Annotated in this window: 21 protein-coding genes, 3 pseudogenes and 1 riboswitch; of the genes and pseudogenes, 8 read left to right on the top strand and 16 right to left on the bottom strand. The window is 42.3% G+C overall.

Going from position 1 to position 24,792, the window contains the following annotated elements:
* Position 1 precedes the first annotated feature (1 nt).
* From ACLFKQ_RS07260 to sufR, 3 genes are all read right to left on the bottom strand, one after another.
* Positions 2 to 1,174 (bottom strand): cysteine desulfurase family protein, encoded by a 1,173-nt coding sequence (locus ACLFKQ_RS07260; RefSeq protein WP_448999151.1) that lies wholly within the window; start codon positions 1,172 to 1,174, stop codon positions 2 to 4.
* A gap of 272 nt (positions 1,175 to 1,446) precedes the next feature.
* Positions 1,447 to 1,767, bottom strand: coding sequence for a DUF4278 domain-containing protein (locus ACLFKQ_RS07255; RefSeq protein WP_448999150.1), 321 nt, complete (start codon positions 1,765 to 1,767; stop codon positions 1,447 to 1,449).
* Between the two features lie 32 nt (positions 1,768 to 1,799).
* A riboswitch (Glutamine riboswitch) is annotated at positions 1,800 to 1,870 on the bottom strand.
* A 295-nt stretch (positions 1,871 to 2,165) separates the two neighbouring features.
* Positions 2,166 to 2,813, bottom strand: a complete 648-nt coding sequence (gene sufR / locus ACLFKQ_RS07250; protein ID WP_448999149.1) for an iron-sulfur cluster biosynthesis transcriptional regulator SufR — start codon at positions 2,811 to 2,813, stop codon at positions 2,166 to 2,168.
* A gap of 258 nt (positions 2,814 to 3,071) precedes the next feature.
* On the opposite strand from sufR, the gene sufB reads away from it, so the two are divergent.
* From sufB to ACLFKQ_RS07220, 6 genes and pseudogenes are all read left to right on the top strand, one after another.
* Positions 3,072 to 4,514 carry a Fe-S cluster assembly protein SufB gene (sufB, locus tag ACLFKQ_RS07245; RefSeq protein WP_448999148.1) on the top strand — a complete coding sequence of 481 codons (1,443 nt, stop codon included), beginning with the start codon at positions 3,072 to 3,074 and terminating at the stop codon, positions 4,512 to 4,514.
* A 152-nt stretch (positions 4,515 to 4,666) separates the two neighbouring features.
* Positions 4,667 to 5,131, top strand: a complete 465-nt coding sequence (locus tag ACLFKQ_RS07240) for a DUF29 domain-containing protein (protein ID WP_448999147.1) — start codon at positions 4,667 to 4,669, stop codon at positions 5,129 to 5,131.
* Between the two features lie 96 nt (positions 5,132 to 5,227).
* Positions 5,228 to 5,757, top strand: a pseudogene (locus ACLFKQ_RS07235) (RNA 2'-phosphotransferase).
* Between the two features lie 247 nt (positions 5,758 to 6,004).
* Entirely contained in the window at positions 6,005 to 6,781 is a 777-nt protein-coding gene (sufC, locus tag ACLFKQ_RS07230; protein WP_448999146.1) for a Fe-S cluster assembly ATPase SufC, read from the top strand.
* Complete coding sequence (gene sufD / locus ACLFKQ_RS07225; RefSeq protein WP_448999145.1) at positions 6,781 to 8,121, top strand: Fe-S cluster assembly protein SufD; 1,341 nt, start codon at positions 6,781 to 6,783, stop codon at positions 8,119 to 8,121. Before sufC ends, sufD begins: the two co-directional genes overlap by 1 nt.
* A 16-nt stretch (positions 8,122 to 8,137) precedes the next feature.
* Positions 8,138 to 9,400 (top strand): SufS family cysteine desulfurase, encoded by a 1,263-nt coding sequence (locus ACLFKQ_RS07220; RefSeq protein WP_448999144.1) that lies wholly within the window; start codon positions 8,138 to 8,140, stop codon positions 9,398 to 9,400.
* Between the two features lie 121 nt (positions 9,401 to 9,521).
* Here ACLFKQ_RS07220 and ACLFKQ_RS07215 read toward each other — a convergent pair whose 3' ends face one another.
* The 4 genes and pseudogenes from ACLFKQ_RS07215 to tnpC all read right to left on the bottom strand — a co-directional run bounded on the left by ACLFKQ_RS07215 (position 9,522) and on the right by tnpC (position 13,758).
* Positions 9,522 to 9,734, bottom strand: a complete 213-nt coding sequence (locus tag ACLFKQ_RS07215; RefSeq protein ID WP_448999143.1) for a hypothetical protein — start codon at positions 9,732 to 9,734, stop codon at positions 9,522 to 9,524.
* 129 nt (positions 9,735 to 9,863) lie between these two features.
* Positions 9,864 to 11,444, bottom strand: a complete 1,581-nt coding sequence (locus ACLFKQ_RS07210) for a glycoside hydrolase family 15 protein (protein WP_448999476.1) — start codon at positions 11,442 to 11,444, stop codon at positions 9,864 to 9,866.
* 36 nt (positions 11,445 to 11,480) lie between these two features.
* Positions 11,481 to 12,278 (bottom strand): annotated as a pseudogene (locus ACLFKQ_RS07205) (glycoside hydrolase family 15 protein); the annotation flags it as partial.
* Positions 12,279 to 12,299: 21 nt separating this feature from the next.
* Positions 12,300 to 13,758 (bottom strand): annotated as a pseudogene (gene tnpC / locus ACLFKQ_RS07200) (IS66 family transposase).
* Between the two features lie 509 nt (positions 13,759 to 14,267).
* Here tnpC and ACLFKQ_RS07195 point away from each other — a divergent pair.
* The gene (locus ACLFKQ_RS07195; protein ID WP_448999142.1) at positions 14,268 to 15,488 is read left to right on the top strand and encodes a PQQ-dependent sugar dehydrogenase; all 1,221 of its coding nucleotides are present in this window, start codon (positions 14,268 to 14,270) and stop codon (positions 15,486 to 15,488) included.
* Between the two features lie 23 nt (positions 15,489 to 15,511).
* A complete protein-coding gene (locus ACLFKQ_RS07190) occupies positions 15,512 to 15,874 on the top strand; it encodes a DDE-type integrase/transposase/recombinase (protein ID WP_448999141.1) in 363 nt (120 codons plus the stop codon).
* Here the strand turns inward: ACLFKQ_RS07190 and ACLFKQ_RS07185 are convergent.
* The 9 genes from ACLFKQ_RS07185 to ACLFKQ_RS07145 form a co-directional block, all read right to left on the bottom strand.
* A complete protein-coding gene (locus ACLFKQ_RS07185; protein ID WP_448999475.1) occupies positions 15,786 to 16,724 on the bottom strand; it encodes a GDP-L-fucose synthase family protein in 939 nt (312 codons plus the stop codon). The genes ACLFKQ_RS07190 and ACLFKQ_RS07185 overlap by 89 nt on opposite strands.
* A 51-nt stretch (positions 16,725 to 16,775) precedes the next feature.
* Complete coding sequence (gmd, locus tag ACLFKQ_RS07180) at positions 16,776 to 17,852, bottom strand: GDP-mannose 4,6-dehydratase (RefSeq protein WP_448999140.1); 1,077 nt, start codon at positions 17,850 to 17,852, stop codon at positions 16,776 to 16,778.
* 329 nt (positions 17,853 to 18,181) lie between these two features.
* A complete protein-coding gene (locus ACLFKQ_RS07175) occupies positions 18,182 to 18,913 on the bottom strand; it encodes a sugar transferase (RefSeq protein ID WP_448999139.1) in 732 nt (243 codons plus the stop codon).
* A 75-nt stretch (positions 18,914 to 18,988) separates the two neighbouring features.
* The gene (locus ACLFKQ_RS07170; protein ID WP_448999138.1) at positions 18,989 to 20,155 is read right to left on the bottom strand and encodes a glycosyltransferase; all 1,167 of its coding nucleotides are present in this window, start codon (positions 20,153 to 20,155) and stop codon (positions 18,989 to 18,991) included.
* A 17-nt stretch (positions 20,156 to 20,172) separates the two neighbouring features.
* Positions 20,173 to 20,925 (bottom strand): class I SAM-dependent methyltransferase, encoded by a 753-nt coding sequence (locus tag ACLFKQ_RS07165; RefSeq protein WP_448999137.1) that lies wholly within the window; start codon positions 20,923 to 20,925, stop codon positions 20,173 to 20,175.
* 4 nt (positions 20,926 to 20,929) lie between these two features.
* Complete coding sequence (locus tag ACLFKQ_RS07160) at positions 20,930 to 22,504, bottom strand: ArnT family glycosyltransferase (RefSeq protein WP_448999136.1); 1,575 nt, start codon at positions 22,502 to 22,504, stop codon at positions 20,930 to 20,932.
* 8 nt (positions 22,505 to 22,512) lie between these two features.
* Entirely contained in the window at positions 22,513 to 22,872 is a 360-nt protein-coding gene (locus tag ACLFKQ_RS07155) for a single-stranded DNA-binding protein (RefSeq protein ID WP_448999135.1), read from the bottom strand.
* Between the two features lie 91 nt (positions 22,873 to 22,963).
* Entirely contained in the window at positions 22,964 to 24,250 is a 1,287-nt protein-coding gene (gene hisS / locus ACLFKQ_RS07150) for a histidine--tRNA ligase (protein WP_448999134.1), read from the bottom strand.
* 263 nt (positions 24,251 to 24,513) lie between these two features.
* Positions 24,514 to 24,792 (bottom strand): TIGR02450 family Trp-rich protein, encoded by a 279-nt coding sequence (locus ACLFKQ_RS07145; RefSeq protein ID WP_448999133.1) that lies wholly within the window; start codon positions 24,790 to 24,792, stop codon positions 24,514 to 24,516.

Here is a 24,792-nt window from a genome sequence, read left to right as displayed (position 1 = left end):
ATTACATCTTAGAATAATTTTTTGCCTGACGCAGAGCTTCAATTGTCGCGATCGTCGCTCGAGCTACAGTTTCGATTTCCTCGGCAGTGGTAAAGCGACCGATGCCGAATCTTAAAGAAGCATGAGCAAGCTGGGACGAGCGTCCTAATGCAGTCAAAACATGAGAGGGTGCGGTAGAAACACTAGAACAAGCAGAACCCGAAGATAAGGCTACGGTAGGCTGTAGACCCAGTAGTAAAGCAGAACCATCCACACCTTCAACGCTAATATTCAAATTACCAGGCAGTCTTTGAGTAAGATGACCGTTGAGATGAATACCGGGTAATTCTTTAAGCATCTGCCACAGCTTTTCTCGCAACTCCAATTGACGTTGAGATTCAGTCGACATTTCTGCCAATCCTAATTCTACCGCTTTGGCAAACCCTACAATTTGAGGCGGATAAAGGGTACCAGAACGTCTACCTCTTTCTTGTCCTCCTCCCTGGATTTGAGGGGCAATTTTTACTCGAGGATCGCGACGGCGCAGATACAGCGCACCAATGCCTTTAGGACCATATACTTTGTGTGCGGTGAGAGACATCAAATCGACGTTCATCTCCACCACATCTAAAGGGATTTTAGCGATCGCCTGTGCGGCATCGGTATGAAACAAACAGTCGCGATCGCGACAGATCTCACCAATTTCTGCAAGCGGTTGGATCGCGCCAATTTCATTGTTAGCTGCCATTACCGAAACTAAAATTGTCTCATCGCGAATTGCTGCTTCTAGTTTTGACAGATCGATTATCCCATCAGGTTGTACGGGTAAATAAGTAACTTCAAAACCCAGCGTTTCTAAATAGCGGCAAGGATCGAGTACGGCACTGTGTTCAGTTTCGACGGTGATGATATGTCTTCCCTTACTAAAATAAGCCTCCGCAACACCTTTGATTGCCAAGTTATTGGCTTCAGTGGCACCGCTAGTAAAGACAATTTCTTCGGGAGCAGCATTAATTGCCGAGGCGATGGTTTCTCTGGCTTGCTTGACTGCGGCTTCAGCTTCCCAACCATAGGCGTGAGTATTACTAGAAGGATTGCCAAACTTTTCTGTAAAGTAAGGAATCATTGTCTCTAATACTCTTTCATCCATTGGTGAAGTTGCGTGAATATCTAAATATATCGGACGTTGAGACATTTAAATTTATTTGAAAATTTATTTGAATTTTAACTAGCTTTTAATTATCGGATTTGTAGCGATCGCCAAGAGCAAGAGATTTAATTAGAATTGACCAACGGTGACAGCAGGCTCCGTCCGTTTAGGGCGGAGTAATCTGTTCTGTCACCTCGGTTGAGGGTGCAAATATAAAAAAAGCCGCTAAGTTAATTTTAACGGCTTATAGTATCTGCGATCGCCATCTATTCAAGCAACGATCGCATTTAAAAATTAAGTGGGTGCGATCGACCGATTTAGATCAGACCAACCTCATGAGCAGAGCGTCTCAACATAGACTCAGTTCGGTTTTTAGCTGCTCTTTCTTTATCGAGCATTAACCAACGAGCTTGTTCTTTGACTGACAATTTTTCTGTCATTTTAGAAGTAGGTTCTGGTCGATTTTTGTAAGTTACGCCGCGATAAGTAAGATTGACAGGTGGTTGTAGCACTGGTGGTTTTTTCAAATTGCGAAATCTCCAGTCCAAACCGTGAAATTTACCTGCAACTCCACCTTCGCCAACTTGGACAACAGGTGGATTATACTCGTAACTTACACCACGATAATTAAGTTTCATATAGATTCGCCTCCGATTGCGTTGATAAGTGAGGCGCGTTCCTTCGGGAAACTTTTCCCTACTTCCGTCTCTCTAAATTTTGATTTAAAGAGAGATGAACGATTGATTTAATTTATTTTCTGTATCAATTGTAACCGTTTTTATAATTATGTCGATCTGTCTAACGGTGGAAAACTAATTTTTTCATTGCGGTTTACCGAAACTTTAAAAATTCTTCATACTTACTTTAAAAATTTAGCCATTGGATAACAAAAACTGTAGTATTAAGACAAAATTTGGAGATATGGAGACGAGACAAGAAGATTTTGATAAATACAAAGGGAAAAGGAAGGTTTTCGTAGCAGTTAATTATCTTGCTTTACTTTTTATCTTTTCTCTAGTTTTTCCCATTCCCTAGCTTACTTGGCTTCAATTAAATAGCCACAGCGATGTTCTCCATTATTCATCCAGTGAGTACGTTCGATGATACAGTCTGGTAATACCGCCGCAAACATTTCTAGTTCGTGTCCGCAGATACTAGGGTATGATTCAGCTACTTCAGAAATCGCACAGTTGTGTTCGACTAGGACAAATTTATTCTGTTGTGAAGACTGAGAAATTGAGTGTAACTCTGCCATGTATCCTTCTTCTTGTCTGAGCTGCACCAATTTAGTTACTCTTTGCAATAAAGAACCACGACCCAGGCGATCGCGATATTCGGCGGCTTTTCTTTGCCACTGTTTTTCTAAAACTTTACTAACCTGTTCCTCGCCTACGGTTTCGGCAAGGGTATCCAAAAAAGCCACGGCAAATTCTCCATAGCGATGGGGACTGAGGCGATCGCGTCCTTTATCGCTTAGCCGATACAAATGTTGCGGTCTTCCCATACCCTGTTGAACCGAGTGGTATTCGATTAGTTCCTCGGTTTCTAATTCGCTCAAATGACGGCGAACTGCTTGAGTAGTAATTTTTAGAGCTTCAGCTAACTGTTTTGCCGTAGCTTGGTCGTGTTTGAGTAGGTATTGTAAAATACTCTGTTTGGTAGACGGTAAACCAGTGGTCGTCATCGTCCTGTAATTTAATTTTGAGTCTTAGAATAATGTGTCAGAACCAAAAAATTTAGAAAAATTCCCGACTTTGACAACATCTTTGTTGTTAATGTAACTTATAATAGACTTAAACAACAAATTTGTTGCTAAACTATTCAACAGAAGTAGTTGCTAATTCCAATTGTACAAAGCGATTAGCTTTTACTCACATTTCGCTCCTAGAAATAAAAACAGATTATATCTGGAACACCACAACGCAAGTTTGCCATTACCATTATGAGTGCCACAGTCAAAACTTTAGTCAACCAACCATACAAATACGGCTTCGTTACCGATATTGAAGCGGACACCATTCCTCGCGGCTTAAATGAGGAAGTGATTCGTCTGATTTCGGCTAAGAAGAACGAACCAGAGTTTATGCTAGAGTTTCGCCTCAAAGCTTATCGACAGTGGCTGAAGATGAGCGAACCCAAGTGGTCTCAAGCAAAGTATCCTCCCATTGACTATCAGGATATTATCTACTACTCTGCGCCGAAGAAGAAAAAACCAGAAAAATTAGGCAGTTTGGAAGAAGTAGATCCCACTCTACTAGAAACCTTTGAAAAGCTAGGCATTCCCCTTTCCGAACAAAAAAGATTGAGTAATGTCGCCGTAGATGCCATTTTTGATAGCGTTTCTGTAGCCACTACTTTTAAAGAAAAATTAGCAGAAGAAGGTGTAATTTTCTGCTCGATTTCCGAAGCCTTACAGGAACATCCAGAATTGGTACAAAAATATCTCGGTAGCGTCGTTCCCGTCGGCGATAATTACTTTGCAGCTTTGAACTCGGCTGTATTTAGCGATGGTTCCTTTGTTTTTATCCCTAAAGGCATAACTTGTCCGATGGAATTGTCTACCTATTTTCGCATCAATACAGGCGATACCGGACAGTTCGAGCGTACTTTAATCGTCGCTGAAGAAGGAGCCTCGGTAAGTTATCTCGAAGGCTGCACTGCGCCAATGTTCGATACTAACCAGCTTCACGCTGCAGTGGTAGAATTAGTAGCTTTAGATAATGCTGAGATTAAATACTCTACCGTTCAAAACTGGTTTGCCGGAGATGAAGAAGGCAAAGGCGGAATTTATAACTTTGTTACCAAGCGCGGTTTATGCAAGGGAGTCAATTCTAAAATTTCTTGGACTCAGGTAGAAACTGGTTCGGCAATTACTTGGAAGTATCCCAGTTGCGTTCTAGTCGGCGATAATTCTGTAGGAGAATTTTATTCCATCGCTCTGACTAACAACAAGCAACAAGCCGACACAGGTACTAAAATGATCCACATTGGTAAAAATACTCGCAGTACGATTATCGCCAAAGGTATTTCGGCAGGTAATTCTGAAAGCAGCTATCGGGGTCTGGTTAAAATTGGTGCTAAAGCCGCAGGTGCCCGTAACTATTCCCAGTGCGACTCGATGCTAATTGGCGATAATGCTGAAGCCAATACCTTTCCCTATATTCAAGTTGATAATAATACCGCCAAACTCGAACATGAAGCCTCAACCGCTAAAATCGGTGAGGAACAACTGTTTTATTTGGCTCAGCGGGGTATTTCTGAAGAAGATGCCGTAACCATGATGGTCAGTGGCTTCTGTAAAGATGTTTTAAACGAGTTGCCGATGGAATTTGCCGCTGAAGCTGATAAGCTATTAAGTCTCAAGTTAGAAGGCACTGTCGGTTAAATTAAACGACATTAACACACAAATAAATCTCTCACAGGGGCGTTCTGAGTAATGCCCCTATATTTTTATATTTTTTTTTATTGGGCTGCAAATAGCACAGTACAGTAGAAACTAATACCACATACTATTGGAATTTTTAACTTGCGATCGCCATGAGTACAGAAATATCCGAATCATTACCAAATAAAAATAATCTTTACGAACGAGACTACTATTTATGGTTAGAAAATACAATTCAGCTTTTACAAGCAGGAAAATTTAAAGAATTAGATATTCCCAATCTAATTGAAGAAATTAAAGATATGAGTAGGTCGGAAAAAAGAGCAATAGTTAGTAATTTGAGAATTGTCTTAATTCATCTACTCAAGTACGAGTATCAGCCAGAAAAAAGAACCAATAGTTGGCGTTTTACCATTAGAGAACATCGGCTTCGCTTACATGATTTGTTTGAAGATAATTCTAGTTTAAAAAACTACTTTGTAGAGCAGTTTTCCAAATCATATCAAAACGCTAGAAAACTGGCAGCAGATGAAACTGGTTTGCCACTCGAAACTTTTCCCATAAACGCACCTTTTAGCAAAGAACAAACTCTCGATCTTGAATATTTACCTGAATAGTCGGCGCAACCTAACTTGATTTGACAAAATCGATCTCCGTTGAAAAATTATGAACTTTAACTCTCAGGATAGTCGGGTAGAGAAAAAAATCTAAATTTGGTTAAACTTAGTAAGTTTCTCAGTCTCATCCTAGGCCACAAACCCAAAATTATCGATCTACCTCTAGATCGTCAGGGATGGCAGAAGTAGATTTGCTTATTAAACTAGTCTGTCAACGAAGGACCTATTTCGAGCGCTCGATAGTAGAACGAATTGTGGTAAATAATGACAAAAAGCGTTTTTCTTTTAACGAAGATAAATCTAAGATTCGGGCTAATCAGGGTCATTCAATTGCAGTCGATTTAGCTCTCATATCTCAAAAGCCGCCAGAATATTTATTTCACGGTAAGGCTACCAAGTTTATTAGCTCAATTTACCTTCAGGGATTGCTCCGCAGAAAGCGACACCACGTTCATTTATCTTCTGATGAATCTACGGTAATTCGAGTAGGGCAAAGACACGGAAAATCAGTAGTGCTAAAGATTCAAGCAGAGAAAATGTACCATGCTGGATATACTTTCTTTTTGTCGAAAAATGGAGTCTGGCTCACGGATCGGGTTCCGCCAAAATATATTAATTTTCCCTAAATAGGCGCAAATCTTCAAATCTAGTTCGTCCAAACTGACGGAATTGCTAGTTATCCGGCGAACGGTCAAACCAAATTATTTGACTTTGACAACAAAAAAATTGTTAATGTATTCTACAATATACTTAAACAACATTTTTGTTGTTTTAATAGATATCTATAGCTTAGTTTTAACTAGCGTATCACGTACGCCATCATAGTTATGGATATTGTTGAGGAATTATTGATAAACTGCGATTGAGTGAGTAATGAGCGAAACAATTTTATCCATACACGACCTAACAGCTAATGTAGAGGATGAGCCAATTCTCAAGGGGGTCAATCTAGAAATCAAAGCAGGAGAAATACACGCTATTATGGGGCGTAACGGTTCGGGTAAAAGTACCCTGGCTAAAATTATTGCAGGACATCCCGATTATGAAGTGACTGGTGGTGAAATTATCTATCAGGGAGAAAATATCCTCGATAAAGAACCAGATGAAAGAGCCAATAGCGGTATTTTTCTGGCTTTTCAGTATCCCGTTGCCATCCCCGGGGTGAGTAATCTAGATTTTCTGCGAGTCGCTTATAACGCCAAACGCAAGCATCAAGGAGAAGAAGAAATTGATATTTTTGACTTTGAAGACTTGGTAGAAGAAAAGCTAGAAATGGTAAAAATGAAGTCTAGCTTTTTAGCCAGAAGTCTCAATGAAGGTTTTTCTGGTGGTGAAAAGAAACGCAATGAAATTTTACAAATGGCGGTACTCGATCCTACTTTGACTATCTTGGATGAGATCGATTCGGGTTTAGATATTGATGCTTTAAAAACCGTTGCCGATGGCGTGAATCAGTTAAGAACTCCCGACAAGGCATATTTGGTAATTACTCACTACCAGCGTTTACTCAACTACATTGAACCGGATTTCGTTCACGTAATCCAGGATGGCAAAATTGTTACCAGTGGCGGTAAAGAATTGGCTTTAGAGTTAGAGTCTCGCGGTTATGACTTTTTAGAAGATCTTGAAACTGCGGGGGTAGAAGTGTAATGGCAGTAAAAGTTCCTTTTACGATTGAACCTTTAAAGAGCGATCGCGCTACTTTATATAAAAATGATTTCTTGATGGGTTTGTTCGAACGAACCCAACTTCCTCAGAACCAACCACAGTGGTTGAGCGCTCGCCGTCGGCAAGCCGCCTCCTGGGTAGCTAATCTATCCGTACCGACAAAAAAAGACGAAGATTGGCGCTTTATCGATTTGTCTGAGTTGGTTGAGACAAATTTCGTTCCTTTAGGGACGAACGGTCGTTCGTCCTTACCCGAATCGTCTTTACTTGAATCGTTTCCAGAAACCCAAAATAGTCGCCTGGTTTTTGTCAACAGGATTTACAATGCGGAATTATCCGATCTCTCGGCATTGCCTTCTGGTGTCTATGTCGGCAATCTAGAAAATTTACCTCAAACCTACCCAGTAGCAGAATTATTTGCTCTTCAGCACGGCGCAGGAGATGTGTTTACCGCTCTCAATACGGCAAGTTTTGCAGATGCGGCAGTTATCTGGGTAGATAAAAATGTCGTGGTAGAAACTCCCATACATCTAGTGTTTGTAGCTGATGCTCGAGAGCAAACGAGTTTTACCCAACCCCGCACTTTAGTAGTAGCCGAAACTGGAGCGAGTTTATCTTTAATCGAAGAATATTCTGGTGCTGGTGAATACTTTACCAATGCGGTAACAGAGGTTGTAGTTAGAGAAAACGCCGAAGTCAAACATACTCGATGGCAACAAGAAAGCGATCGCAGCTTTCACATCGGTAAAACCGCGACCGCTCAAGCAAAAGATAGTCGCTACACTTTGAATGAAATTAATTTCGGTAGTAAACTACTGCGTCACAATCCCGAAGTCTTACAGCAGGGAGAGCAAACCACAACCTGTTTGAATGGTTTGACTGTGGCGACGGGAAACCAGACATCCGATACTCACAGCATTATTGCCCTAACCAAACCTTACGGTAACACGGACCAATTACATAAATGTATCGTCGGCGATCGCGCCCATACCGTGTTTAATGGTAAAGTTTTCGTGCCTAAAGAAGCGCAACTTACCAATGCCGCTCAGCTAAATCGCAATTTGTTACTCTCCGACCGAGCTAGGGTAGATACCAAACCAGAGTTACAAATCACCGCCGATAATGTTAAATGTTCTCATGGGGCGACAGTCAGCCAGCTAGAAGCCGAGGAAATCTTCTATCTTCGCAGTCGCGGTTTGAACCAACAAAATGCCAGTCAATTATTAATCGATGCCTTTGCTGGTGAAATTAGCGATCGCCTCTCGCCGGAATTTTTAGCTTCTAAAGTTGCTCAAATCATCAGACAAAAGACAAAAAGTTAGTAAGTAACCGATAATAATGACCTTAATTAAAGAAACCACTCTTGGCGATCGCCTACGTCAAGATTTTCCCATTCTCCAACAGCAAATTCACGAAAAGTCATTAATTTATTTTGACAATGCGGCTAGTTCCCAAAAGCCTTCAGCGGTACTAGAAGTATTGGAAAATTACTACCAACAAGACAATGCTAACGTACATCGCGGTTCACATACCCTAAGTGTTAGAGCCACCGATGCTTACGAAGCGGCTAGAGATAAGGTAGCCAGTTTTATCAATGCGGCTTCACGGGAAGAGATTGTCTTTACTCGTAATGCTACCGAAGCAATTAACCTAGTTGCCTACAGTTGGGGTTTGACTAATTTAACACAGGGCGATGAGATAATTCTTTCAGTCATGGAACATCACAGCAACATCGTTCCCTGGCAGTTAATAGCTGAAAAGACTGGCGCGGTAATTAAATACGTTCGACTTACAGATACAGAAGAACTAGATCTAGAACATTACCAATCTTTACTATCTAGTCAAACTAAGTTGGTAGCTCTCGTTCACGTTTCCAATACTCTAGGCTGCATCAATCCGGTGAGAAAAATTGTCCAACTGGCGCATCAATACAATGCCAAAGTATTAATCGATGCTTGCCAGAGCGTTCCCCATATGCCTGTTGATGTCAGAGAGATTGATTGCGACTGGTTGGTAGCATCGGGACATAAAATGTGTGCTCCTACCGGGATTGGTTTTCTTTACGGTAAGAAAGATTTACTGCTAGCAATGCCGCCATTTATGGGTGGTGGCGAGATGATCGACGAAGTGTTTTTAGACCATTCTACCTATGGCGAATTACCTCATAAATTTGAAGCAGGAACGCCCGCCATCGGTGAAGCAATTGCTCTGGGTGCGGCAGTAAATTATTTAAGTAATATCGGCATGGCTAAAATTCATGCTTATGAAGAAGAACTAACAGCCTATCTATATCAAAAATTAGCCGCAATTCCCAATCTCAGAATTTACGGACCCCCTGCAACTGCTGAAGGTAAAGGTAGAGCTGCATTGGTAGCATTTAACGTCGAAGGAATACACGGCAGCGATTTAGCAACCTTACTAGACCGCGAAGGAGTTGCCATTCGTTCTGGTCATCATTGTACTCAACCACTGCATCGTATCTTTGGCGCTTCCGGCAGTGCTAGAGCCAGTCTGTACTTTTATAATACTCGTGCTGAAATCGATGCTTTTGCCACAGCTTTGCAGGAAACAATTGATTTTTTCACCATGATGATGGCATAGATATAGTTACTAGTGAATCGATATAAAAAAGTCCTGGATTTAATTATCCAGGACGATAAGTAAGGCAAAAAATAGTAGTTTAGAGATAATCTTAAAGCATTGGTGCTAATTTCCGACTGATTCAGGACGAGGGAGTAGAGTTTTGCTTCAAATACCCAAGATTTTGAATTATCGACTTGCCTCTTTCTATAGCAGTTTGCAGATTAGGATAAATTCCTTCAAAACTATGAACGACGATCTCGCCCTCGGCAATACTCAAACGATAAAAGTTTCCCGAACCATGACAGATACGTAAACTATAGCGATCGACATCTATTGAGGTTTGAATATTCATCGGTGATGGAAAGATACATGATTTTTCACAGCTATAGTTCCCAATTAACTGTTTTTTCTAACTTTACTTTTTAGGCTCTGTCTTAGCACCGATCGCAGATAGGACTTAGTCTGTCTAACTCGCTCGAATTTAGACCACCTTAACTCGATAATTTCTTTGTTCCCAGTTATTACTCCCAGTCCAGAAAAAGGTAAATTCAATGGGAGATAACTTATCCGCAGTGAGATCGACATAGTTAAGACCTAGAGCGGCGATCCTGGTAGATTCTAGATCCTGTATGGCTTGCCATTCATCGTTAGTCCAATGTAGTTTAAACGACTTGTCTGCTTGTATTCTTAAAATCGTTCCTTTATCGATGGTCGTTACCTGGCGATGAAACTTCCAGACTTCCATTGGTTTGGAGTTGTAATTATTCAGATAGCGATCGCCTACTTCGGGAACGAAGTCGAAGACTCGTCCATCTTTGCGAGAACGCAACAGTTTGATATATTCCGCGTGCGCCCACATTAAGGGCATTGCCGCACCAGTAGGTCTTCCCAAGTACATATGAGCGTCAGGAATGTCTTCGCTGTCCCAAATTTGCTCTGTCAGTAAACCCGTCTCGGTAGCAAATCCTTCCATTGCTTGAATATAGGGTGTAATATCATTTCCTGCAGCCAGTTCGTAGTGAGCGCGTTCGCCAGTTAATAAAGGCCAAGTACGTCCTACTCCTACACCTTCATAAGCACTGCCATCTTCTTTTTGCCCGTACCAGTCGTGGTTATACCGTCGCCAACAAGGACCAAAAGGCGTTTCGACTTTTAAGATGGCATCGACCACTTTAAGAGAATCGATAATTAGAGGATCGTCAGGAGCGATTATGCCATAGCGGACGAGTAATAAGAATCCCGCATCGACGATTTCTCTAGCAAGAAACTGTTGAGATTTATCTTCAGAAAATTGTGATTCGGTACCGGGAGGACGTGCGGAAATACAGATTTTGCTGTTATTAGGATCTTCATTGGGATGGGGTACATTTACTTCGGCAGGAGTAATGCGGATAAAATGACGCTCGATGCCCGGTACTAGAGTTCCTTCAGTAGTTACCGTCCAAGCTTCGATATGGTCTCTGAGAAAATCTGCATATTCCTCGATGTACTCAGCAGCAGTTTCATCCTCTCGCTGACGAGCAAAACTAGCCGCACAAATTAAAGCTGCAATATTACAGGCTAAGGTAGAAGGAGAATAACCGCTGTCTACTTCCCAACGCTCCTGCTGTGTCGCTGGACCTTGACGAACTAAATAACCCGCTGCCTGAATAATCATCGGATATAGGTCGAAATCTGGTAGAGCATCAAACTGAGCTAGTTTTTGCGCCAGTAGAATGGGAAAACCAATCTCATCAAGCTGCATCCCATGCCAGTAGGGTTCGCCGTCGAGCCAAAAATTTTGAGCGAAACTGCCATCTTCTTGCTGACAGGTCACTAGATACATTAGCGAGCGCACTGCGGTTTCCCTATGTCCCGAGGCGAGTAATCCCGCAACGCTGTTAACCAGATCTCTAGTCCAGACTAAATGATAGCCACCGCGATCGCCATCTCCTTTTTGCTCTCCCCAGGGAAAACTCATCGAGGCAATAGTAGCACCACTATAGGTTTTATCTTCGTGGGCGAGTAGTAAACTGACGCTGCTATGAAATAAAGCACCATCGTCGCTAGATTCTCTTTCCAGGGGTAAGCGATCGCTACAGGTGCGCCCCCACTGTTCTCTAAATTTGGCTTTTTGTGCCTTAAAGGGTATACTGAGCGACTGCAAGAGCGTTGTCATCGCGCTTTGCAAGCTAGAACCAAAGGCTAACCCTAAAGTAAATTCATTAGTCCGATCTAGATCGAGTTCTCCAGTTAGACCGAGATTGCCATCGGTAGCGCAGTCAAATTGCCAATCCAGTTGATAGTTTTCGGCTAAATCTTGCCAACCATCGCTTTGACCGACGTATCCTACCGAAAGTTTTTTAAAGGGAATATTTGCGCCCAATACCAGCCATCGGTCATTTTTATTGGCAGCTAGAAAGCGGCGATCGCAGGTTTCAATTACGTAGCCATTATTACCCCGACCACAAACATCTAAATGAGGCGCACAAAGACTATAGAGTTTGAGTTAGGAGAGAACTGAGGGTTCGCCCGTCAGCTTGGTATGTTGCAAGATGCAACTTGCATGAGGATCGGAGATGATTTCCTTGACAATGGTGTAACTATCATCTGGCGCGGTATTAGTAATGCGATAACCTAATTCTCGATTCCAGAGAAGTTCTATTTCTGAGTTTAGATCGGCCTTTTCTTCATGAACGAAGCTTTGACCGTCGCTAATTAGATACTGTAAATCCCTTACTTGAGGCTGGTCGATCGTCGGGTAATAGATTTCGGTAATGATTCCCCTCCAGAGGGTAAACCAGACCCTACTTGAGGTAGAGTATGCCGTACCCACACCACTTTTATTGGAATGGGTCCAACGAGGTTCCATTCCAGGCGCGCCAAATGCCTTATTATCTTGAAATAACTTAACCATGATTTAAATATTTGTAAGGATTCAGGTGCAAGCATGAGGAATAAGAGAAGGATAAGAACAATGTCCAACTGTAGCTTGTAAAGTCTGTTGAAAAAAAGTAATCACCGAACGTCCTTGCAAACGACAAGATTGAATTGCACTCAGCAGGTTGGCTGTATGTTGAAACCGTTCGATGGAACGAGAGCCACCACAAACTTTCCGCTTGGTTACAGCAGTTCTCAAACATCGTTCAGCTAGATTATTGTCGGGGGGTATCTGAGGATGTGTCAGAAAATACCACCATTGCTCCGCCTTATCACGCAGCGAACGTAGCAGTTTTCCAGCTTCATGACCAGCATTCTTGAGCCAAGTCTTAATTGCGCTAGTCACTCGCCTTCGGAAATCCTCTGCCCAATCTCGATAGTGGCTTTCCTGATGGGTCTGTCGCCAAACCCGATGTTGCTTAAATGCCTCATCAATTAGAGACAGAAAGGTGGTAGCAATTTCTTGGTTATCTACCCCTTTAGTCTTTAACAGTTTTTGAAAATGACGACGTAGATGAGCCAAACACTTTTGTTGTCCTGCTACTGAATAGCCGTTGTAGACACTAAAATCGTCGCTAATCAAAACTCCATCATAGAATACTCCTAATACAGCTTCCAATTCTCTGCGTTTTCTAGTATCGCCGGCATGAAACAGGCAGAACTCTGACCCAGCTAAAACCCAGAGCCATTCTTTGACTCCTTTAACTGAGCAGGGGGTTTCGTCACAATGTAGAGGAGGATGCTCTGAATTAATCGACTTTTTCAACCCTTCAACACTGTTGATACTCGCTTGTTGTACTCGTTCGTTCATTGGTGGCAACTAAAGTTCCCCTACTAATTTCTATTGCTCCCAGTTCCCACAACAGTTCTTGCTGTTTAGCATAGGACATATGAGCATAGTTTCCCAGCCAGGAAAGTAACCCCTGTAGTCTGACTCCCAAGTCTTGACCTGGAATCATTGTGGGAGACCGTCGAGCTGCCTCTATTGCTCCACACTTGCCGCATTGACAGTGATGACGTTGGTACTCTACGACTTGTATCGGTTTTGCCACCAACTGGGCTACCTGTTGAGTATCTACTCGTACCCCCTTAGTCTTCCATTGTTGATTTCCACAGTTGGAGCAGATGGTCGGTTTCAATACTTCGTAGCGGTCTACACGCCCAAATCCTTTTCTCGTCTTCCCTTGATGTCCTGGTTGTCCTCCTGGTTTTCTTTTTGTCTCTTTTTTGGCTTCTTCCAACCCTACTTCTGGTTTTCTCTCGCTTTTTTTCAGCAAGTCAGTTGAAGGGGGTTTCGATGAGGTTTGGCTGTCGAGGTTGAGGCTCTGTTCCAGTTGTTCTATTCTTTTTTCTAGCTTCTCAATCAGCTTTTGTTGGGTAGTCACGATTTCTGCCAGTTTCTCATTGGACAACTGGCGCAGTTCTTCGGCTTTGAAGGGGTGATTAGCTTCGCTCATTATTGGCTACTTTAATCTCTTTTTCCTTTTTGTCAACCCTGATACCTGAATCCTTACAAATATTTTTTATTTTAGATATGCTGTAACTCTTACTTCCATAAAAACTTCGTCTGACGAGCGTTAAATCTTTACCAGAATTAATTAACAATTAACATTTCGATTGCTGACGAATTTAGGGAAACAGTATTAACGGTAATATTGCACTCTTATAATTCCATCCATCGATCGCCAGAACTCTACTCGACAGAAGCTTTACTGGCAATAGTAAAGTCCAAAACTAGATTGAAGATTGGACTCCAAGATGACATCTGGCTTTATTTATTTAAGATCCAAATCGCTACACTAGCGCGATCGCTTTAGAGAAAGTCACTAGGTCACTAGCCTTTTCCGCTTTTGACTTCGGCAAGGCTTATCAGCTTAGGGGTTTTGGGAATGAGTTGTCTTCAGCTTGTGCCACCATGAGAAAAAACCAGTGTTGAGCTAATATGAAATACAAAATAATTTTAGAAATGTTACTAAGTTCTGCGATTGCGACCGCCTGTACTACTCCCTCTCCTAACCTGAATTCTACCGAGACCGGTTCTTCCTCCTCACCCGCCCCTGCTCCTATCAGACAGGTGGAAATATCTCAAGGGGCAGTTTCCCAGAGACGCGACTGTCTTCTGGTCGAAGAGGGCTTTGGAACTCAGGGACAGGTTGCCGTTAGAGCCGAAGAAGTGGTATCGGGTTTAGAAGTCCCCTGGGGAATCGCTTTTCTGCCAGAAGGAGCTCTATTAGTGACGGAAAGAGCCGGACAAATTCGGCTAGTGCGGGACGGACAACTTCAGCAACAGCCGATTGCGACCATCCCAGTAGCTGCTCGCGGAGAAGGGGGACTGTTGGGCATTGCGCCTCATCCCCAATTTGAACAGAATCGGCTATTCTACGTCTACTATACTGCCGATCGCAACGGTTCTACCGTCAATCAAGTCGAGCGGTGGGAACTCTCACCAGATGGACTTAGCGCCTCACCAGACAAAATGATTTTAGACAACATTCCGGTAGCCCAGTTTCATAACGGCGGTCGCCTGCGCTTCGGTCCTGACGATATGCTCTACATCGGTACGGGGGATGCCAGAAATCCCCAAAGTTCCCAGGATGTTGATAGTCTGGCTGGTAAAATTCTACGCCTAACCCCAGATGGCGAAGTTCCCCAAGACAATCCTTTTCCCGACAACCCTACCTTTATTCTCGGTATTCGCAACACTCAAGGATTCGACTGGTTCGACGAATCGACGCTGTGGATAACCGACCACGGTCCTAGCGGCGAACTGGGGAGAAGCGGACACGATGAGGTCAACGTCGCTAGTGCTGGGGCTAATCTTGGCTGGCCCCCCATCTACGGCTGCCAAGACCAGGAAGGGTTAGTGCCTCCCTCTCTAACCTGGGATCTAGCCGTGCCTCCAGGGGGAGCCGCTATTTATACGGGAGAGGCAATTCCGCAGTGGCAGGGAAGCCTGATCGTCGGCGTTCTTGGAGCCGAACACTTACATCGTGTTACCTTTTTTCCAGACTCTCCTTACCAGGTTCAGAGTCATGAGGTGTACCTCCAAAATGAATTCGGGCGGCTGCGGGAAGTAGTGATGAGTCTAGACGGCGAACTTTACGTCACCACCAGTAATTGTGACGGACGCGGGACTTGCCCTCCAGAGAAAGACAAAATCCTTCGCATTACTCGAGGTGACGGGTAAGTGCCTAGCTTTTTCGCATCCAAGTGAAAGGAAAATGGTGCTATTTTTACCGAGGGATTGACGAGAGAGAGAATTTGGTGGACACGATGCTGAGTCCGAAGCGAGACTTATTTGAGCAGGCAACAACTGCAGCCGACCCTCCGAAAAAAGTCGTAACCGATGGAATCTATTCCTACCGACGTGTGATTAGGGAAGCTTTTATTAAACTATATAAATTACTTTTGTTTGACATACGACTTCAGCAATACTTTGGTTACCAGCGATCGCTTTTCCATTCAATTTTTCTCCAAGTTTTGGTTACTCCCCATGCTGACGATACCACTCAACGGTATTTTTTAACCCTTGGCGTAATTCAGTTTGGGCGACAAAACCAAACTTTTCTTTAGCTCTTTGAGTATCCAAACAGCGACGGGGTTGACCGTTGGGTTTATCGGTTTGCCAGACAATTTCTCCTTCAAATTCCATCACCTCGCAAATTAGTTCGACTAAATCGCGAATTGAAATTTCATAATTAGTTCCCAGGTTAACTGGTTCTGGTTCCTCGTATTTTTGAGTTGCCATGACAATTCCCCGCGCTGCATCGGTAGAATAGAGAAACTCACGGGTAGGACTGCCATCACCCCATACGGGAAGTTGTTTTTCTCCTTGTTGTTTAGCCTGGTGTACTTTTCGAATCAAAGCGGGAATTACATGAGAGCTACCAGGATTGAAATTATCTTCAGGACCGTACAAGTTTACTGGTAATAAATAGATGCCTTTAAAGCCGTACTGCTGGCGATAGGATTGTAGCTGCACCAGCAAAGCTTTTTTCGCAATACCGTAGGGAGCATTAGTTTCTTCTGGATAACCGTCCCAAAGACTGTCCTCCTTAAAAGGAACGGGAGTGAATTTGGGATAGGCGCAAATCGTACCGACGCAGACAAATTTCGATACTCCCGCCTCATAAGCAGCATGAATTAACTGCGCCCCCATCATCAAATTGTCGTAAAATAATTCTGCTGGTTTTTTGCGATTCAAGCCAATACCACCGACATGAGCCGCCAAGTGAATAATAATATCTTGTTGTGCGGCTGCCTGATGACAATTTTCTAACTTACGCAAATCTAGCTGGCGCGATCGCGGTACGGTAATTTTATCTAAACTAGCTCCAGCCTGACATAATTGGTCGATTACTTGCTTACCTAAAAATCCCGCACCGCCTGTAACTAAAATCCGTTTGCCACTTAAATTTTGCATCATGGTTAAATCTTGGTTCGATTACTTCTACAGTTTTGGTTTCGACCGGTCTTAATCTACAATTTGAGCAAAACTTGGTCGTACGTGAGCATTTTCTTCATAATCGCCAAGTTTGCTGTTAGGAATGGTTAGATTTAAAGACATTAAATCGGCATTTACCATTAGCTGTACCAATTCTTCAAAAGTTACCGAAGGTTGCCAACCGAGTTTCTCCTTAGTTGGAGTCGGATCGCCAATTAGCAGCTCGACTTCGGCAGGACGCAAATAGCGCGGGTCAAAAGCTACATAATCGTGCCAGTCCAAACCAACATAACTAAAAGCAATATCTAAAAATTCTCTAATCTCGTGGGTTTCTCCTGTAGCTACCAGGTAATCATCGGGCTGGTCTTGCTGCAGCATCATCCACATTGCTTTAACGTAGTCTTTGGCATAGCCCCAATCTCTTTTTGCGTCCAAATTACCCAAATAAAGTTTTTTCTGGGAACCTTCTACAATTCGCGCTACTGCTCTGGTAATCTTACGAGTTACAAAAGTTTCACCGCGCCTGGGAGATTCGTGATTGAATAAGATACCGTTGCAGGCAAATAAATTATAAGATTCCCGATAATTTACCGTTTGCCAGTGAGCGTAGACTTTAGCACAGGCGTAAGGACTACGAGGATAAAAGGGAGTAGTTATTTTCTGAGGCACTTCTCTGACTTTACCGAACATTTCCGAAGAACCTGCCTGATAAAATTTAACTTCTATTCTGGTTCTTTGTTGATAATCGCGAATTGCCTCTAATAATCGTAAAGTACCCATACCGACAGAATCTACGGTGTATTCTGGAGAATCAAAACTTACTCGCACGTGAGACTGCGCACCCAGATTATATATTTCTACTGGTTTCACTGCTTCTAAAATACGTCGTAGAGTCGTACCGTCAGTTAAGTCACCGTAGTGTAGAAAGAGTCGGGCATCGGAACTGTGAGGATCGATATAAATATGGTCGATGCGATCCGTATTGAAAGTAGAGGTGCGGCGAATAATACCGTGAACTTCATAGCCTTTATCTAACAAAAATTCACTCAAATAAGAGCCATCTTGACCGGTAATACCCGTAATTAGAGCTATTTTAGATTTTGCCATATGTTTATGTATTTGCAGTTGCCTTCAAAATTCGATCGATATTACTATCGGATTTATGTAGTATAACCAAGTACGAAGCTTTACAGGCAACGCCGAGGCTAACTCAAAAACTCACCAATCGCACTAATAATTTTTAGCATCGAAATTTAACAATGCCAAATCTCAGACATCAGACAAATTAGGAATTATTTCAAAATGTTTACTAACTTAAGTCAGCTTTGCTCATTTCAAGGCGAAAGAATCTTGACCGCCTAAAGGCTGCCGAAAAAACACTACGGCTTTAGGTCTAACGCAGCGGTTGTCTATAGTCCGATCGCAGTTATTTCAGCTTAATAAGCACCATTATTACTGGGAAAAATAACTATACCAATGGTTTTAAAGATAATCCAAAGATCTAGCAACCAGTTATGGCTATTCGCATAATAGACATCGATTTGTACTCGTTTGGGATAGGGAATATCATTTCTTCCAGAAACCTGCCATAGTCCGGTGATTCCAGGCTTGATGGTCAAAACGGTATCGATTTTTCGTCCGTATTTATAGAGTTCTTCAGGTACTAGGGGTCGGGGTCCGACTACACTCATATCCCCTCTCAAAACATTCCAAAATTGTGGAAATTCATCCAAGCTAGTCAGGCGTAAAAATTTGCCGATTTTAGTAATTCTAGGATCTTGTTTCAGTTTAAAATCAGCTTCAAATTCTTGTCGAATCTGAGGTGAATCAATCATCATTGTCTCTAAAAGAGAATCAGCGCGATCGACCATCGTGCGAAATTTAATACAGCTAAACGAGCGATAATTTTTGCCGATTCTTTGCTGTCGATAAAAAACTGGTCCTGACGAACTAATTGTAATCAGTACCATCAAAATTAAGCACAGAGGAGAACAACAAATTAGCACGAACAGAGAAAATACAATATCAAACATACGTTTAGCAAAATTTCCGTCCCAAGCTGCTACTGCTACGCTAGATAATCTATTTAAGCCTATTAGCGGCTGTAGACCTTTTCTAACTAGACTTTGTAAGAGCTTGACGGAAATAAGTTGGCTGTTAGCAGTCATCTTACTCCTTCACATCACACCACACTGTCTCAATCATAAATCTAGAAAGCTGTTTTTATCTGAGTAAGTCACGGATTACTCTGACTTAAAAAACGGAGTAATCCGTGACCGTTGTTGAAACTCTTCATAGCAGCGATCGATAAATTCTAGATAAGACCGTTTAAAAATTGTCGGTTGAAACTTCATTGCCTGGAAACGACAATTTTCGAGATCGATTTTAGTATGTAATTCTTCAAAAGTTGCAATGGCTCGAATTAATTCTTCTGGCTGTTGTTTTGAAAACAATAAACCCGTACCTCGTCGATCGCAACGAATATCTTTAACCGTTTCTAAAGCACCTCCTTTACCATAGGCAATTACTGGAGTTCCACAAGCTTGAGCTTCTACCAAAGCAATACCAAAATCTTCACAAGCAGCATAAACGAAAGCTTTGGCTTTTTGTAAGTATTCTTGGACTACCCGATCGCTTTGCCAGCCTAAAACCCGTACGTTAGAATTGGCTAATTTACGAATTTGCTTGAGCTGGGGACCTTCACCGATCACCACTAGGGGTTTCTCGAGCTGATTGAATGCTTCTACAATTAGATGTACTCGTTTGTAGCTGACCAACCGAGAAACAGTTAGATAAAAGTCCTCTTTTTGAGCTTGAAAGCTAAATCTGGCAACATCTACGGGAGGATAGATGACTTTAGCCCGACGACGGTAACAACGCCAAATACGCCTGGCTGTATGTTGGGAGTTAGCAATAAAATAATCCACTCGATTGGCAGAAACTACATCCCACTGTCGCAGGCGATGCAAAATGTATCTGGTAAATATCCCTGGAATTCCTCGTCCTAGGCGATCGCCTTCTAAATAGTCAAAGGTCAAATCCCAAGCATAGCGCATAGGAGTATGACAGTAACATAAATGTAATTGTTCGGGGCTAACTAAAATACCTTTAGCAACGGCGTGAGATGAAGACAAAATCACGTCGTACTGTTTCAAATTCAGTTGTTCGATTGCTATCGGTAATAGAGGTAAATATTTTTGCACTCCATTACGGGCTAAGGGAAAATGCTGCAAGAAAGTAGTACCGATAGAGCGTTGGTAGAGGTAGCTTTTGGGGTTAACCGATTCAAAATCCACCAGAGCATAGAGCTCGGCTTCGATATGCTTTAAGATTTCTCGAACGACTAGTTCCGAACCCCCTGTGGCTTGAGGAGTTAACCATTCATGTACTAAAGCATATTTTAGATTCACAGTTTACTTTGGGTTGTTTATTTTTTAATAATAAAAATAGCTTGCCTATAATTTGGCTTTAAGTAGTCAATTTTAGCTAAATTGATATCGAGAAAATCGCAAATTTTCATTAAATAATTGTCAGGTCGCTCGAAAACTTTAGAAGACAAAATTCCAAAAAGAAATGAAAAATAGTTAATGGGAATTATAAAAAAACGCTCGAATCTATGAGAAAGCCAAGCTAAATCATGCCTCATAAATGGTTTTTCGTCAGGAGTATGGACTTTTTGGGCAAATTGCCAATACAATCTCAGCAACAAGTTAGAACCCAACGGTTCCATAAAGAGCATAATGCCACCAGGGTTGAGATTTTCTAGATAAAGTCGTTCTACAACTTCTCGATAGTCTAGATGATGTAAAATAGCTCTACCATAAATAACGTCAAACTTACCTTCAATTGGCGTGGCTATGTCATGAAGAGTAAAATACAATTGATTCTCTTGTTCGAATTGTTTGGCATAAGAGATAAATCTTTCGGAAATATCTATCCCGCAAACGGATATGGGATTGTGTTCTATGAGAGCTAAAGAACTGTTACCAGAACCACAGCCAATATCTAAAACATTTTTATTGGGAACGGAATGGGCAATTATGTTTTGTAAGATTTTTTCGGCTCTTAAAGTATTAGGACATTCAAACACATGAGAAAAACTTTGATGTAGTCGTTCGCTGTTTCGATAAATATCACTATCATCGACGCTATCTTTTTCTCGCTTGCTTCTGGTTTCCATTACTTTAATTGCTTTTAGTAATTAATTGCCATGTTATAGCACGTCCCAGATTTTTTACCGATTTTAGATTCAAATGGAAGATTGTATCGGCTTCAACCAACAAATAAATTTTTTTCTCTTGTTGCCAACGTCTTTTTAATTCGGCATCTTTTAGAGGAATTATCTGGCGATCGCTGTAAAAATCGAGTGAGGGACGAAAATAAGCATAGGAAGTGTAAATCACTTGTCGAGCTGGAGTATGTTGTCGCACGAGAGCGGCAATTGGTTTGACGGGATAGGCTTCGTTTAGTTCCCAAACCCAATGGCTGGAGTCAAATAATAATAGTAAAGCAAGGTACCAACCAGCAGCGATCGCCACAATAAAGTAACGACTGTACCAGAGTAATACCGTTGCCAAGGTCAAACTCAAGCCAATTACTGCCAAAGTTAGCTGTAAATCCCTATGGCCAGGACTGCGAATAATACCGTAGTATAAACTAGCTCCCCAAGCGACGGCTGCTAGAAAACCCAGGATAATCTTCCAAACTAGGGGATAACTTTGCCGGCGACTCTGCCAAATACGAGCCAGATTAGCTCCTACTAGTAAAGCAAAAGCGGGATAAAACGGAATAATATACCAGGGTAGCTTAGTAGCCATTAGGGATACGGCAAGTAAATATACTCCTCCCCAAGTTAAACTCAATTTTGCCCAAGCCGAATGATAATTACTCAGGGCTAGTTTGATTCCTCCCGGTAAAAACAAGAGCCAGGGCAGAGTATATTTAGCAATTTCTAGTAAATAATACCAAGGGGGATGAACATTATTAGTTATAGGCTGCCAAATTCGGCTAAAAGTCTCTTCTCCTAGGTTGATTCCCAGAAACTGCTCTCCGTAGTGAAGATATTGCATACCATACCAGGCAACCGAGGGTATAGTCCCTAAAACCAATGCGCCCCAAAAGTAGCCACTTCTAAGTAACTTAGGACTATCCCAAGCCAGAAAGATTATGGCAATTATCCCCAGTAACACTCCAATCATGATGCCCTTGGTCAGACAAGCCAAACCAATTGCCAAGCTAAATCCCAATAGCCACCGAGAACGACGACGCGATCGCAACAGACACCACAGGGCGAAGATAAACCAACAGGCAATCGCCCCATCTAGCATGGCGAGTCTTCCGTGACGCACCATAGGTAATAAAGTCAAATAAACTAAAGTCGCCCAAATCGCTCCGGTAGAGGTGATAAAAATTTCCCTACCGAGGAGGTAAAGCAAGGGAACCGAGATTGCAGAAAGCAGGGCGGGAAACAATCTCGTACTCCATTCGCTCACTCCAAACCAACTATAAGCATAGGCGATAAACCAGTGAACTAGAGGTGGTTTATTCCAGTAGGGACGTTGGTGACCGATTGTCGGATAAAGCCAACTATGAGAGTTTTCTGGCGATCGCCAAATATTGCGAGCGACACTGGCGACAATTGCTTCATCCCAATCTCTGAGTGGTACTTCTCCTAAATTAAATCCATAAATAATCAGGGCAGCGACAGAAAATCCCCATAACCACCAGCGATCTCTATTTAAGATTTTCCCCTCATCCATGGTTACTGTTACTCGGGATAACCACTGACCATATTAGATTCACTATCGCTTTTCGAGCCCAAAAGTTCTAGGCGATCGACTCTAATCGTGGGACGGGAACGCTGGATACTACTGTTATTACGATCTGCCCAAGTATCAATTTTTAAAGAGCCTTGAATTCCGAGCAATTTGCCTTTGCGAACGTAGTTTCCCGCTATTTCTGCAGTTTTTCCCCAAATTTCTAAGTTAAACCAGTCTGGTTTATCGCTATTGCGGCTGCGGCGGTCTACCGCTAAAGGTAATTTACACAAAATCGAGCCCGAGTTAAAGTGAATGATTTCTGGTTCGGCTCCCGCACGGCCGACTAAATTGACAACATTAAGACCCATAAATTACTTAATAGTATTGATGAACTAAGAACGTGCCCTAGTTTAACAAATTCTGATTGACTTTAGCTCTTAGCTTAAAACAAGCTAATAGTTAAGAGTTTTTGAGTTGAGAGATTTTAAGATTGAGTTCTTCAGTTAGGTTTAATAATTGGTTTTGAGCGATCGACTGCTGTTCTCCCGATGCCAGCCACTTTAAGTTTACGGTTTGAGTTTCGGCTTCAGCTTCTCCCAAAACCAGACAGGCAACTGCACCACTGCGGTCTGCTCGTTTAAACTGTTTGCCAAATGCACTACCGCTCAAATCTAGTTCGACTCTAAAACCGGCATCCCTTAATTTATGAGCTAAGATTAACCCTTGAGCTTCGGCGCGATCGCCTCTAGAAACTACATAAAATTCCGGAGACTCCCTAGGAGCGTTCCGTAATTTTTTTTGTAAGAGTAACACCAATCTTTCCATGCCAATCGCCCAACCTACAGCTTGAGTATCGGGTCCGCCGAGTTCGGCAACCAAACCATCGTAACGACCACCACCACAAACTGTTGCCTGTGCTCCCAGTTCGTCGGAGATAATTTCAAAGGCAGTATGGGTATAGTAATCTAAACCTCTAACTAAACAGTGATTGATGCGATATTTAATCTCCAAATCACTCAAGAGTTGCAAAACTGTATCGAAGTGCTTTCTCGATTCACTACCGAGACAATCGATTATTTTGGGAGCATTGCGAGCAATTTCTTGAGTTTTGGGGTCTTTGCTGTCTAAAATTCTCAAGGGATTGCGAGTTAGACGCTCTTGAGAATCTCGATCTAGCTCTTTACGATAGGGAGTTAAATAGTCAACTAAAGCTGCTTTATAATTTTGACGGTCTTCTCCCTTACCGACAGAATTGAGATCCAATCTGAGATTTTTTAAGCCCAATGTCTGTAAAATAGCTGTAGCCAAAGCAATAACCTCTACATCGGCACGAGGCGAATCACTGCCAATTAACTCCAAACCAATTTGGTGAAACTGCCGTTGCCGACCAGCTTGGGGACGTTCGTAGCGAAACATCGGTCCCGCGTACCAAAGGCGCTGTACTCCCCCTCGAGCGTATAGTTTGTTACTAATAAAAGCCCGTACTACTCCTGCCGTGCCTTCGGGACGCAAAGTAATCGAGCGATCGCCGCGAGTTTTAAAAGTATACATTTCCTTGGCAACCACATCAGTCGCTTCACCAATACCCCGTTCGAATAATGAAGTCTGTTCGATAATTGGCGGACGTATTTCTTGATAGACGGCTTTAGATAATATATTCCGGGCAATATCTTCAATTAACTGCCAATAGCCCACTTCTTCTGGTAATATATCTCGTGTTCCCCGTAATGCTTGAATTTCTTCCATCTCATTCGTAACTTGCAAATAGCAATTTTTATAGACTTAAAGACGAGTCGCTAGCTTTATTTTTCTATTTCACTCTCAAGCAAATTAGCTTCATCCCTTAATTTTCAGACAGTTTGAAACTTTAAACAAACTTCATCAAAACTATAGATTTCCCTTACTAAAATAAAACAGTAATCATCTTGCTAGCGTGCTAGTATCTAAGCAATTATACGTAAATATGTTTTGGAGTACAGCGAGATTTAGTATTATTCCCGAGTGCAACGTCAAGAATAAATGTTGTTATCACTAGTGTCTGCTTCTAGTAGATTGATTTCCTCTAGAGTTTTCCAGCCGGCAAGCCACAAAGATTTATCTTTTAGCTGTGCGGCATTGAGCCAAAAACGGGTTTGGGCATCGCAGGAGGCAACCATCTCAGCAAATACCCATTTACCCCGATCCTGGCGGTCGACTACCTGAAAATGCCGCCATCCCCATGTTTTTTTAGTAGCAGTCCACTTAGACCCAACTAAGTAAGGGAACCTCTGCTTTTGCTTTTTCGACAT

It is taken from the genome of Myxosarcina sp. GI1(2024), from assembly GCF_053543375.1.
Note: the sequence above shows the minus strand (reverse complement) of the source record. Positions and strands in the feature narration are given on the sequence as shown.